Below are 12,929 nucleotides of genomic sequence, written 5' to 3'. Positions count from 1 at the left end.
TCCCTTCATCTCAATGTAGTTTTGCTCGCACTGACTCGCTGTCGTTGACAGCGATGCTCGTGGGGTCGTAGCTAGTTAGCGCTGTTGGTTGTCCCGATCACGTCCACACTGACGGGCGCAACGCCAGCTTGCATTAACCCTACAGCACGCGCTGCTCCGGCGGAGAGGTCAATAATCCGGTGGCGCGAGAAAGGCCCCCGGTCGTTAATGCGAACAACCACCGATTGCCCATTGTTCAAGTTTGTGACTCGAACCTGGGTGCCAAATGGCAGGTTGCGGTGAGCCGCCGTCATGGCATTCTGGTTAAACACTTCGCCACTGGCACTGCGACGACCGTTAAAGCCAGGCCCGTACCAGGATGCCAACCCTGTTACCGAAAACTGGATAGGGCCAACCGCAACTTGCCGGGTGCTTGCGCTGGGTAACCCTTCCACCTGGCGCAAGGGAGGGGCATCGCCTATTTGTCGTCTCAGGCGATTGGTAGCCTGAAGTAAATCGGTAGCCACATCCTGGGTTGTATCAGGCAAGATGACCTCGGAGTTCATCTCAACGAGTTCTTCGTCCCCAATTTTGATTAGAAAACGCTCTTGCTCAGCATCCCAACTGGCTGTAATTGATTCTGCGTCAACGCTGTCGTGGTGAAGTTGATTAATTCTGGCTGCGATCGATGTGGCTTGCCAGACGGGGTCAGACGCTTGCTCCGCGTCTGATGGGACAGTTTGAGAACTGGATAGCTGGAAGGCTGCATCTTCCGAGGAAAGGCTATTGTTGGAAGTAGCAACTTTAATGTCTGCGTTTGCAACGGTAGATTGAGCGGAACCGCGATCGCTGGAATCTCCAGTCTGAGATGCATTTGCTGAATCAGAACCGAGAAACGTTAAAACTGGAATATTGCGAACGTAGAGCGTAGCCGCTGGCCGTCCTTCCATGTCGTGAGGTTGAATAATGGCGATCGCCTCTTCAACTGTTCCATTCTCCTCCTGAGACTGGTATTCGCCAACCTTAACGGCCTCGCCTGGTTGGTTGTTGCTTAAATTGGCACGAGCCAAATTAGAACCTACCGATTCGGGAAGAGTTTCCCTGGCGGTAACACTAGCTTCAGCAGGTTCGTCAGTTGCACTGGGTTGATCGGCACTACCAGAAGGTGCTGTGCCCAAGCCGGTGATGATTAACGCCGCAGTAGCTATACCGCTCCAAAGTTTTTGATTCATACATCAATGGTGAAGGTCATTAAGAACTACGCGCAGAGCGACTAAAACCGTCAGGGGACAGCCAGACCGACCTCTAACTCGTAGTCATTCCGTAAACTCGTAGTCGTTCCGTATTTACCTTTACTGATTGAACTGCAACAGACTAACACGAAGTTTTTGCTGTGGGGATCAGGGTTCTCCATGAGGTCCACGTAACTTAACAAAAACTCTGTCGTAACGTTTTGCTGAAAAACCTCCTTGCACACGGCTTTGACGGAACAGCGTCCGATTTTCGGTCTCAACGTACTTTATCAAAAGTTCACCTAAACCTCACACTTCTTTTAACTGCGGTTTGAAAATGGGTGCCGTAACGATGCGCCTCAAATTACCGCCCCTTCAAGGTTTGAGCCGTGTAAAGTTACATTGATTAGTTTTTTCTATTGGTATAAAAATTGACGCAACATTTTCAGAGTAATCGCAGTTGTGCAGATACTCGTTCTAGTGCATTTACTTCCAGGTTGGAATAGTCAGATGGGCTGGCATCCGAACGAGAGTCGTTCAGCCACGCTTCTTCGCTGCTGGTGAGCAAACTTTGAGCCACATCGAGCATTTCACTGGCAATATCTTGCAGACCGGATTGGTTAGCAAGATAAGTTTTTAGCGCTTCTAACGGTTCGATAGTGCTGCCGACCCCCAGCTGCGGCAGTCGAGGCCGAGCCAATTGGCTAACCAGTTCTGGATAGATGGTGTAAGTGTGGGTGGAACGGAGTGCATGATGTAGTGCGGTGTTGTCAATTTGATCGAGCTGCTCTGAGCGGACTTGATAAATTAGCCGAACGACGGCATCCTGAATCAGGTCTGGGTCGATCGCCTGTAACAACGCAGCCTGTGGATCGTCGGTTGCTGAAACATCAACGCGGATGGTTTTGAAGCACCGAACGGGCAGAGGACAAAACTCCCAATGGCTTTTTCCAGGCTCAACGTCAACTAAAATGAAGCCCTTTTCCTCTGCTTCTTCGCTGAAGTCCACTCGCTCAATGCTGCCGGGGTAAACCATTGGCGGGTCGTCAGACAATATCTGGTGACGGTGAACATGTCCTAAGGCAATGTAATCGAAGCAGGGTCGCGTTAACAGGGTAATGGGTACGGTAAAGCCCTTGCTGACGGCTAGAAACCGTTCCGCTCCATAGCAGGCCGTGTCTACCATCAAGTGACCCAGCAAAATAGTTGGCAATGTTGGATCGAGCCGTCGAATTTCGCCTTCTAGAGCTACGCGCAGGCGATCGATCAGCAGTTCGTTCACGTCTGCCAGCGACAGCCCATCTGTTTCAGGTCGAGTGAGCAACGTAGAGCGGGTGAGCCAGGGCAAGGTGACAATTTGAATGGCTCCACTGCGCGTGATCACGGTGTGGGTTTCGAGGCGATCGCCCACCACAAATCCCGGTACGCCCAGGGTGCGATAAATACATAGGCTGGCTCCCCCATGCCCTTGAGAATGCTGATCGTGGTTGCCGACCAGCAACACGGTAGGAATTTGGGCATCGACTAACCTGCGAAACTGGCTGGCAAATGCCTGCTGCACCAAAGGCGGAGGAGTCGCGTCTGGAAAGGCATCACCGCCAAATAACACCAGATCAACTGGCTCGGCGATCGCTCGATCAATGCAGCGGCTTAGCGTGTTTACAAAATCTTCTAACCGGGTGTTCAATCCAGTGGTTGGATTGAGCTGTCCATGCGAAAAGCCACTACCCAGATGAATATCAGACAGATGAAGAACTTTGACCATTGCAACTAAGCCGGAGGGCAATTTTTACAAAACGAAAGGTTAAAACTTAGCGTACTCAGGATCTTAAATTATTTTGTTATGTGGTTCTGCTCAAGCCATCCATCGAATCGAATATGCTGACAGTTAGAGAACAACTTCAACGTAACGCTCACTGTTGCTAAAGGAAATGTGGTTATGACAACTCAATCTTTAAATCCCAAACACTTGTTGAGAGATTGCTTTGTCATCTGCAAACCTATTTATATTCCTCTTTTAATCTTGAGCCTTCCTGGTTTAATTTTGAGCCTTACCAACCGCCTATTTATTGAAGCACCGCTTCTGCAAAACGGGATTAGCTTAGCTTATAGCATCTTGATTGTACCCTTGTTTGCAGGAGCGGCAATTCTTTACATTTATCGATATTTTGTACAGCAAAAGATCGGTTTAGTTCAGTCCCTTCAAGCCATGTTTCCTAAACTGGCGCAGCTTAGTTTGGGCGTTATTTTGTTGCTGTTGATCTTGATTCCAGGGTTCGTTTTTCTGGTGATTCCAGGTATTTATTTAAGTGTGCGGTTTGGATTTGCTCTATATGCGATCGCGCTTGAGAACGATTCTGCCATTGGTGGGTTAAGCCGCAGTTGGGAGTTGGTAAAAGGTCGGTGGTGGTCCGTTTTTTGGGCAGAATTGGCGGGTAGTCTTACCTTTCTCATTCCCATTGGGTTGATTGGTTTGGTGATTGGCACGACCTTAGGTGAAAATGCAGCTGTATCGCAAAACTTAGGTGCTGTTTTGGGCTTTTTAGTCAGTCCGTTTGTCAGCGTTTATTTTGTACTATTGTATTTGCGGCTGAGGGCGATCGAGGATGCGTCTTCAACGGATGCAGCGGCTTAAAGAGAATGAATATCTAAGTTCTAATTGGCCTGACAACCTTGAGCACAGCAACTCCTGCGACCAGCAAGCTCAAGGTACGTTTATAACATCCTCATCACAGCAATTCTTGAAGAGAACAACTGTAAAATACGCCAGGTGCGATCGGTTTAAACCAAACCAGGGGGCAGCGCTGCCCCCTGGTTTGGTTGCGGTTTGAGTGAGAGTCACCGTTAAATGTGGATGCCGCACTCCGTTTTACCCATGCCGCGCCAGCGTCCTGCCCGCTCATCTTCACCATCGGCTACGGGAGATGTGATGGGTTCGTCTCCAATGCTGGGATACCCCTGGTCGTGCAGCGGGTTATAACTTACGTTGTGCTCCATCACATACGCCCAGGACTGTTTGCGTGTCCAGGTTGCCAGCGGATTAACCTTGAGGCGCTGCTTGGCATCTAGTTCAAAAATAGGGATTTCGATTCGGGTGGTGGCTTGATCGCGCCGCCGTCCGGTGATCCAGGCTATGGCGTTTAACTCATCCAACCCTCGCTGAAGCGGCTCGATTTTGGTCAGATGATGAAACTGCTGAATATCTGTATTCCATAGAGCTTCGCCATAACGAGCGGCAAAGGCATCTCGCGTATCTACCCCCAAAATTTTGTACACCTTGAGGTTTAAGTTGTAAACGGCCTGGGTCTTAGCAACCAGGTCTAGCGTTTGAGGAAAATGATGCAGCGTCTCTAGAAAGAGGACGGGAACCGGGTGAACCGCATTTAGCTGGCGGTAAAGGATGTCTGTGATTACCTGGTCATCCACGTTGAACGCACTGGCTTGAACGAGGCCAGTCGGCAGGTTAGCAACACACCAAGATAAAATGTCGGTGGGATGTGCTGTTTCAAATTGCTGGTTGAGTTCATCAAGATTCAGGTTTTGCACGGAAACAAGAGGCTCAGCAGTATTAAGCGGCATACCTGTTAAAACATTTGCTTATTTACAGTTCTATCCTAGCTCGCAAAGGCACATAAACCGACCGGAAAATGGGTCAATCATCTGCACTCCCTCTTAAACTATGCGGCTAATTTTGTTTAGCAAGCCCGGTTGCCATTTGTGCGAAGGGTTGCAAGAAAAACTGGAACAGATTCAAACGATCGCGATTGAGTTAGAGATTCGAGACATTACTACGCGCGATGACTGGTTTCAAGCCTATCAATATGAAATTCCGGTTTTGTATCTGGATGCTGGTAGCGATCGCAATTCCCCCGTTAACGAATCTGATGCAACGGCTCTGATCCGCTTACCGCGATTATCGCCACGATCGACGGTGCAGCAAGTGGCGCAAATGCTACAGAACTATCGGGTGCAGAATACGTCAGAATAGGCGAGTTGAGAGGCGCAATGGTAGAAGGAGTGGTTTGCAATGAGACTTCGAGAGTTATTGGCCGCACTACCCTACGAGTTATCCAGTCCCGATCATCCTGCACTTGAAGCGGAGGTGAAAGGGTTATGTACCAACTCTCATGCTTGCCAGGCGGGTGATGTATTTATTGGTATGCCTGGAACCCGTGTGGATGGCGGCGAGTTTTGGGCTAGTGCTATTACGGCAGGGGCGATCGCGGCATTGGTATCACCAAGTGCGGCTCAAGCGACGGCGGCAGCCATAGAAGAGGCGTGTGTGATTACGATTCCTGATATCCCACGGGCGTGTGCCCATATTGCCGCTGCGTTTTATCACTATCCGGCTCAACATCTACAAATGGTGGGGGTTACTGGCACCAACGGCAAAACCACGACAACCCATTTAATCGAATTCTTTCTAACGCAAGCTCAGCGATCGACAGCGTTGTTTGGCACGCTTTACACCCGCTGGCCGGGCTACCAGCAAACGGCCTCCTTTACTACACCATTTGCGTTGGAACTACAGCAACAGCTTGCGGCGGCGGTTGCAGCGGGTAGCCAGTTTGGCGTGATGGAAGTGAGTTCCCATGCGTTAGCGCAGGGGCGAGTTTGGGGCTGTGCCTTTGAGACCGCCGTGTTTACCAACTTGACGCAAGACCATCTAGATTATCATCACAACCTGGAAGACTACTTTGCGGCAAAGGCGTTGTTGTTTAGCCCTGACTATTTAAAAGGACGCGCCATTCTGAATCAGGATGATCCCTTTGGCCGTCGCTTGATTGAGCAACTGGATGCGGAGCAGGTGTGGACGTATAGCACGTATGATTCAACGGCTGATTTATGGACGGGCGATCTGGTTTACGATCCCGATGGTGTGCGAGGACTGCTGCATACTCCCAGTGGCGAGCTTGAGTTTCGATCGCCTCTAGTAGGGCAGTTTAATTTAGCTAATTTATTAGCGGCGGTTGGGGCTGGGCTGCATCTCGGTCTGGAACTAGAAAGCATGGTGCAGGCGTTGCCTCAGTTTCCGGGAGTGCCGGGGCGAATGGAACGGGTGCAGGTAGATGCCAACCAGGACATTAGCGTAATTGTTGATTATGCTCACACGCCTGATAGTTTAGAAAACTTGCTGAAAGCGGCTCGTCCGTTTATTTCGGGACGGATGATCTGCGTTTTTGGCTGTGGAGGCGATCGCGATCGCACCAAGCGGCCTTTGATGGGGGCGATCGCGGCTAACTTATCGGATTGGGCAATTGTGACATCCGACAATCCCCGCACTGAAGATCCAGAGCGAATTTTGCAGGATATTTTGGCTGGAATTCCAGAAACGGCCAATCCGTTGGTGTTGGGCGATCGCACTGAAGCCATCCGCGAAGCCATTCTACAGGCCAACCCTGGAGATGGTGTCCTTATTGCCGGAAAAGGGCACGAAGATTATCAAATTTTGGGAACCGAAAAGGTACATTTTGACGATCGCGAACAGGCCAGAACAGCACTTGATCAACGGCTGTCTGCCTCCACACCGTCTTGATGGGCACTCCAAAAAACGGGGCGGAATTCTGCCATAACGGTCTTATCTAACAAGACGTTTTGGTCTTTTGAGTTAAAACAGTAAAGAAGCGCTGTACCGCTCAACTCAGAAAAACTGACCCGGTGGGGCGGGATCTCACAGCCCTCTTGCACGTCAAAGGGTTGTAGCCCGCCTGTTGTTGTAGCCATCCGCGCCTTTATACGTGCGGGTGCCCAGAAGGAGGATATACCTGAATGAATTGGATCATCTACGCTGGTCGAGTGCTGCATCGCAGTGTCCGCTGGATGTCTTGGAATCTGTTTCTGGCGTTTGTGCCACTGGTTTTAAGTGTGTGGCTATTTCGCTTGAGCCGATCGCGATCGCTGCTTTGGTGGATCGGCGTTCTGGTGTTTATTGCCTTTTTGCCCAACGCCCCTTACGTTTTAACGGATGTGATTCATCTGATTGCTCAAATCCGCGAGGGCGAGTCAATCTGGGTTGTTACCTTGCTGCTAATTCCCCAATATCTTGCGTTTATGCTGGCTGGGTTTGGAGCCTACGTTTTATCTCTAATTAATGTGGGGCGCTATTTAGCAGAACAAGGCAAAGCGCGTTGGATTGGAGCAGCAGAACTCTCAATGCACGCTCTAAGTGCGGTTGGTGTCTATTTAGGACGGTTCGAGCGGTTTAACAGTTGGGATTTTGTGACTCAACCCGATGCAGTTGTCTTCAGCACAATCGACAATCTTGCCCACAAACGTCCGGTACTGGTAATTGTCATTACCTTCGCTGTCATTACGGGGCTGTATTGGATCATGAAACAGCTCTGCCTAGGGATTTTGCTACGCGCTCGGCAAAGAATGAAAGCGAATCGCCATCGAGCGAGATCCCAATCTTCGCAGCTACAGTAACGTCTTCCTTCTGGCATGACTCAAACAGCCACAGGTCGGGCTTGACAGTACACACCCCGATCCGTGGCTGTCTTTATTTGGGCAGGGGCGCTAGCTTAAGAGGCGAACGGCAACACATTGGCATGATGTGACTCATCCACTGACTCCGCCAAACTAAACTCGGCATCGCTGCTGTCATATTCGGCCAACAACAGCCGTTCTGCTTCACTTAAGTCGGGATCGCGCTCTTTTTCCATTTCCTGAAGCGTTTCGGCGACAAGGTTGAGCTGTTCTTCTGCTTCGGCTAAGGCTGCTTGATGCTCAGCGTCTATTAATGCCTCTAGCGGTTTCAGCGCTTCGTATTTAGATGCGATCGCTTGCAGTTCTGCTTCAAGCCGCGATTTTTCTTCGGTCAGGTCGGCCACGGTTTGCTTGTACGTTTTGAGCGCTTTCAAGAATGGAATGATTTTGCCTCTTAAAGACATATGCTCTACGTCAAGTTTCTGAAATTGATCGGCGAGCTGGACGTAGGCGTGGCACAGACGGGTATAACGTTCAGCGATATTATCCATGAGGTTGCCCTAAAAGATTCAAGCTACATTGCATCAAGCCGTTCGCTTTGCACGAAAAAGCTCCAGTTTATTAAACCTGCTGTTGAGAAACCCCTATACTCGATCAGGCTGCATCCAAGTATGGACGCGTCCTTCAGAGGTTGGTAGCAGTATTTAACCAAACTGTGTATTCAGGCTATCAGATCCCCACAGAATGGTCTGCCTCTTGAACGTTAAAAAGTCATGAATTCCTTTCATTTGGGTTTGTTGCCATCATGAAGTTGGGTTGAACGTGCCAAGGATCACGAACTGGTTAATCGCTTTTGAGAGGATGTCTTAAAAGTGCTAAGCTCCAACTCGAACCGCCCCCTAATCCCCCAATTTTGGCTTCGACGTGAGCGCTCAGCCGAACGGGGACTTCCGAACCAATTCTGTTTCAAAGTCCCCCAAAACTGGGGGATTTAGGGGGCTAATTTAGAATGTTGATCCATTCTCAGACACCCTCTGAGGAGACATTTGATGCTGTCATGGGTTCTGTCTTCATTTGCTTTCTAAACGGGTTTGAACAGCAGCGATCGCGTTCTCAACCGCATCATTTTTAGAGAATGTTTAGAAAAGTCTAATTTGTAGCCCGACACCCGTAGGGGTGTAGCAGTCGGGCAATACTTCTGGGTCTATTTCAAGGGCTATTTGCCGACTGCTACGCCCTTGCAGGAGAGAATTTGATATTTTTCAAGCATCGTTTCAGTTTCAACCAGCAACGTTCCTGACTAAAACAACAAAGTTTTGGTTTAAAGCAAGAATGTTCCTACATTAAACCTCTCCGTTCCAATTTCAAGTGAGAACGACGCGTGTTTGAACAGCAATTGTCGTCTTTGAAATCGAAACGATCAAGTGCAGAGGCTAAACGACCAGGGTTGAAGATGGAACGATCGCCTTTGAAATCGAAACGATCGAGTGCAGAGGCTAAATGACCAGGGTTGGAGATGGAACGATCGAACGTCGAATCTCGGTCACGTCATGGTTTCACCAGGGCATCGCTCAGGCTGGATCTAATGGCTGGATCGACAACTGATAGTGCATCTCCGATTGCACTCCCGCTCCCATTTTTAAGCTGCCGCTGATTGGCGTTGTGGATTGGGGAAAAGGACTGGTGACTAAGGCAATGTGGCGATCGCTCACCGCTAAACCGTGGGTTGGGTCGTAGCCGCGCCATCCCGCTCCTGGCAAATACACCTCTGCCCATGCATGCAAATCGCGGTTGTCGCTATCTGGATCGCCTTCTTGATAACCACTCACAAAGCGAGCCGCCAATCCCATCGCCCGACACGCTTCCATAAACAGCACCGCCACATCTCGACAGGAACCCAACTTTTGCGTCCATGTTATTCCAGGGGGAAGAGGGGCACCTGTCTCCCGCACCGTATAGTCGCAGGTGGTGTAAATCCGCTGGTTCAGTTCACTTAAAAAGGCAATGGTATTGCCATGAGTTGCCTGCCACACCTCCTGAGCTAGCTGAACCGCGATCGCATCTACACCACCCACCCCCAGATGCCCAGCTAAATACGGCTGAAGTTGACAAAATAAGCTAACCGGATAGTCGATCGGCAAATTTGTCGCCCAAGCTTCCAGCAGAAAGTCGAACGGATTGGAGCGATACGTTTCAACCTCAAAGGCAGCTTTCACGCTTAGCAAGTCGGTTGTTTCATCGGGAAACCACAGCTTAATGATGCCATTTCCATCTAAATCAACCGTTTCAGAAATGCGGCTTGGTTCTGGATTAACGTTTAACGAAAACTGCTGAAGCATTTGCGTGACATCACACCGGGGGCGCAACCGCACCGTATGCGCGGACAACATCACCGGGCGATCGTAGGTGTAGGTGGTGGTGTGAATGATTTGATAACGCATTTTGATAACGCATGGAGAATGGATGGCAAATGCTGCCAGTGAAAGCGGGTTGATAGGTCATCTCTCACGGCTTAACTCATCGGTTCTAGCGCAAAGAAGGTTTCAAAGATCTTTTCGCCCACCATATTGATGCGGCTTTGCAGATCGTCCAAAAACTCGTGCAAGCCGATGTGAGTAATCTCTTCAATGGTCAAGTAATCCAATTCCGATCGCAGTTTGCCAAGGGTGCGTTCGGCAGGATTGCGCCAGGTGCCGGGGGAACTGCCTGTGATGCAATAAAGCGATCGCTCCGCCTGTAAAAAACACGATTGAATCGATCGCGGAAACTCTCGATCCAAAATTAAAAACTCGGCAACGCTTTGCGGCGTAATGCGATGCTGGCACTTGCGATACATTTCATAGGCACTGGCCGATCGCAACAGCGACATCCATTGCAGTTCGTCCAACGTGGTGCCAACATCCTTGACCGAGGGCAACAAAATAAAATACTTCACATCCAGAATTCGAGCCGTTTTTTCAGCCCGTTCTAGCAATCTGCCTACCTGTCCAAAATGCCAGCCTTCATTGTGTGACATCGTGGCATCCATCACTCCGGCAAACAGATGGCTTGCCATTTTAACTTCGGCAAAGAAACTGAACAGTTCAGAAAGGGCTTTTCGTTCACAGGCTTCCTGCACCATCATGTGAAAGGCATTCACCTGCTCCCACATTTCTGATGAGATAATTTCTCGGATCGAGCGCGCATTTTCGCGAGCCGCCCGCAAACACGACAGAATGGAATTGGGATAATCTGGATCAAACGCCAGAAAGTGAATCACATTATCCGCCGTTGGTTCACCGTACCGTTCTCGAAACAGATCGAGATCGCCCGTTGTAATCACCAACGGTTTCCATTGCTGCACCGTTCCAATAGGCAGTTCCAGCGACAGATTAAGATTAACATCCACAAAGCGAGCAATATTTTCTGCCCGCTCAACATATCGATTAAGCCAGTAGATTGAATCCGCAACGCGACTGAGCATGTTGACCCGTGTGAAATGTAAAGAACAGCGACTTTAGCAAGCAGACAGTGAGCCACCAATTACTCGATGGACTCGATGGACTCAAAGGACTCAAGGGTTTGAGTTTGGCTAGAGCGTTGCTGAACGATATCCGGCTCCTCGCTGGTTTGTGCTACTACCCAGGTGTCTTTACTTCCCCCTCCCTGGGACGAGTTAACCACAAGCGACCCTTTCTTGAGCGCCACGCGAGTTAGCCCGCCTGGATTCACATAAATCTCGTTGCCATAGAGAATGTAAGGCCGCAGATCGACATGACAACCTGCAAACGTTTCGCCAATGAGCGTAGGAACCCGCGATAAGCAAAGCGTGGGTTGGGCAATGTAGTTGCGTGGTGCTGCTTTGATGCGTCCTGCAAAATCCTCTCGTTCGGCTGGGGTGGCCTGAGTGCCCACCAACATGCCATATCCGCCCGACTCGTTGGCTGCTTTCACCACTAGCTTGTCGAGATTGGCCAGTACATACTTCAACTGCTCTGGCTCCCAACATAAATAAGTAGGGACGTTGGGCAGAATTTGCTCCTCGTTGAGGTAGTAGCGGATCATTTGCGGTACATAGGCATAGATTACCTTGTCATCGGCAACGCCTGTACCCGGAGCATTGGCGATCGCCACCCGTCCCGCCCGATACACCTCCATCAGCCCCGGCACACCCAAAAATGAATCGGGTCTAAATGCAGTTGGGTCAAGAAAATCATCATCAATGCGGCGGTAAATGACGTCCACTCGCTGCAACCCCTTGGTCGTTCGCATCTGGACATAGCCATCGGCTACCAGCAAATCTCGACCTTCCACCAGTTCCACCCCCATCTGCTGTGCCAGAAACGAGTGTTCAAAATAGGCAGAGTTGTAAATACCGGGCGTGAGCAACACCACGGTTGGATCGGGTAATCCTGGAGGAGCCAGATTCAGCAGCGTTTCAAATAGATGGCTGGGGTAGTCGTCTACGGGCTGAATCGCCATTGTTCTAAACACCTGGGGAAAGGTGCTTTTCATCACCCGCCGATTTTCTAAAACGTAGGATACGCCCGATGGACAACGCAGATTATCTTCCAGCACATACCATTGCCCGTCGCGATCGCGCACCAGGTCGGTTCCGGTGATGTGGCACCAAATGCCCTGCGGTGGTTGTAACCCAATACAGGGCTTTAGAAAGCCGCTAGCCGAGTGGATCAACTCCGCCGGAATAATACCATCCGTTAAAATTTTCTGTTCGCCATAAATGTCTGAAAGAAATAGATTTAAAGCCTGAATCCGCTGCTTTAATCCGGTTTCCAACCACGCCCATTCATGGGCAGACACAATTCTGGGAATGATATCAAACGGAAAAATGCGCTCGGTGCCCTGGCTGTCGCTATACACATTAAACGTTACCCCAATCCGAAACAGCGCATTTTGCGCTGCTCGCTGTCGTCGCTGAAGCTCATCCAGGGATAGGGAACTGATGCGTTCAACCAGCAGACTGGCATCGGGGCGCGGTTGCCCTTTTGCCATAAACATCTCGTCGTAAAACTCTTCCGGATTGTATTGTTCAAACTGCACTTTTAAAACTAGCTTTCAATAAACGGCACGATTCCCAATCATAGGGTCATTGCCTATTGAATAGTCGTTCGGCGGACATGCTGACTGTAGTCGAAGCTACTGTTTCCTCAGTCCAGGCTCATTACATAGTGTTACCAATCTGCCGAAATGGTCAAAGAACCCAGATAAACGCGATCGACGTTTGGGAACTGAACCAAATGCTGATGCGTGAACCCAGTTGAAACTTTGAAATTAAAAACAAGCTGGGTTGAT

General features: G+C 49.9%; 12 protein-coding genes. 4 read left to right on the top strand and 8 right to left on the bottom strand.

Going from position 1 to position 12,929, the window contains the following annotated elements; all coding sequences use genetic code 11:
• Positions 1–71: 71 nt before the first annotated feature.
• Both IQ268_RS10635 and sbcD read right to left on the bottom strand, forming a co-directional pair.
• Positions 72–1,211 carry a septal ring lytic transglycosylase RlpA family protein gene (locus tag IQ268_RS10635; RefSeq protein ID WP_193878271.1) on the bottom strand — a complete coding sequence of 380 codons (1,140 nt, stop codon included), beginning with the start codon at positions 1,209–1,211 and terminating at the stop codon, positions 72–74.
• 445 nt (positions 1,212–1,656) lie between these two features.
• A complete protein-coding gene (sbcD, locus tag IQ268_RS10630; RefSeq protein WP_193878269.1) occupies positions 1,657–2,976 on the bottom strand; it encodes an exonuclease subunit SbcD in 1,320 nt (439 codons plus the stop codon).
• 174 nt (positions 2,977–3,150) lie between these two features.
• Between sbcD and IQ268_RS10625 the strand changes: the two genes are divergently transcribed.
• Positions 3,151–3,846 (top strand): hypothetical protein, encoded by a 696-nt coding sequence (locus IQ268_RS10625; RefSeq protein WP_193878267.1) that lies wholly within the window; start codon positions 3,151–3,153, stop codon positions 3,844–3,846.
• A 209-nt stretch (positions 3,847–4,055) separates the two neighbouring features.
• On the opposite strand, the gene cysH is transcribed toward IQ268_RS10625, so the two are convergent.
• On the bottom strand, positions 4,056–4,790 hold the full coding sequence (cysH, locus tag IQ268_RS10620; RefSeq protein WP_193878265.1) for a phosphoadenosine phosphosulfate reductase: 735 nt from the start codon (positions 4,788–4,790) through the stop codon (positions 4,056–4,058).
• Positions 4,791–4,890: 100 nt separating this feature from the next.
• Here cysH and IQ268_RS10615 point away from each other — a divergent pair, with 100 nt between their 5' ends.
• Together IQ268_RS10615 and IQ268_RS10610 are read left to right on the top strand one after the other, a co-directional pair.
• Positions 4,891–5,199, top strand: a complete 309-nt coding sequence (locus tag IQ268_RS10615) for a glutaredoxin family protein (RefSeq protein WP_193878264.1) — start codon at positions 4,891–4,893, stop codon at positions 5,197–5,199.
• Positions 5,200–5,238: 39 nt separating this feature from the next.
• A complete protein-coding gene (locus IQ268_RS10610; protein ID WP_193878262.1) occupies positions 5,239–6,747 on the top strand; it encodes a UDP-N-acetylmuramoyl-L-alanyl-D-glutamate--2,6-diaminopimelate ligase in 1,509 nt (502 codons plus the stop codon).
• Here the strand turns inward: IQ268_RS10610 and IQ268_RS10605 are convergent.
• Positions 6,717–6,935, bottom strand: a complete 219-nt coding sequence (locus IQ268_RS10605; protein WP_193878260.1) for a hypothetical protein — start codon at positions 6,933–6,935, stop codon at positions 6,717–6,719. The genes IQ268_RS10610 and IQ268_RS10605 overlap by 31 nt on opposite strands.
• 45 nt (positions 6,936–6,980) lie before the next feature.
• Here IQ268_RS10605 and IQ268_RS10600 point away from each other — a divergent pair, with 45 nt between their 5' ends.
• Positions 6,981–7,637 (top strand): DUF1361 domain-containing protein, encoded by a 657-nt coding sequence (locus tag IQ268_RS10600; RefSeq protein WP_193878259.1) that lies wholly within the window; start codon positions 6,981–6,983, stop codon positions 7,635–7,637.
• A 95-nt stretch (positions 7,638–7,732) separates the two neighbouring features.
• On the opposite strand, the gene IQ268_RS10595 is transcribed toward IQ268_RS10600, so the two are convergent.
• The 4 genes from IQ268_RS10595 to IQ268_RS10580 all read right to left on the bottom strand — a co-directional run bounded on the left by IQ268_RS10595 (position 7,733) and on the right by IQ268_RS10580 (position 12,635).
• Positions 7,733–8,188: a hypothetical protein gene (locus tag IQ268_RS10595; RefSeq protein ID WP_193878258.1), complete on the bottom strand. Its 456-nt coding sequence runs from the start codon at positions 8,186–8,188 to the stop codon at positions 7,733–7,735.
• 1,020 nt (positions 8,189–9,208) lie between these two features.
• Positions 9,209–10,078 carry a transglutaminase family protein gene (locus IQ268_RS10590; RefSeq protein WP_193878257.1) on the bottom strand — a complete coding sequence of 290 codons (870 nt, stop codon included), beginning with the start codon at positions 10,076–10,078 and terminating at the stop codon, positions 9,209–9,211.
• A 71-nt stretch (positions 10,079–10,149) separates the two neighbouring features.
• On the bottom strand, positions 10,150–11,100 hold the full coding sequence (locus tag IQ268_RS10585; RefSeq protein ID WP_193878256.1) for an alpha-E domain-containing protein: 951 nt from the start codon (positions 11,098–11,100) through the stop codon (positions 10,150–10,152).
• A gap of 59 nt (positions 11,101–11,159) precedes the next feature.
• Positions 11,160–12,635, bottom strand: a complete 1,476-nt coding sequence (locus IQ268_RS10580) for a circularly permuted type 2 ATP-grasp protein (protein WP_228035255.1) — start codon at positions 12,633–12,635, stop codon at positions 11,160–11,162.
• Positions 12,636–12,929: the final 294 nt, after the last annotated feature.

It is taken from the genome of Oculatella sp. LEGE 06141, assembly GCF_015207605.1.
Classification (GTDB): domain Bacteria; phylum Cyanobacteriota; class Cyanobacteriia; order Elainellales; family Elainellaceae; genus Oculatella.
The sequence above is the reverse complement of the archived record's forward strand: the minus strand, read 5'-3'. Positions and strand labels throughout refer to the sequence as shown.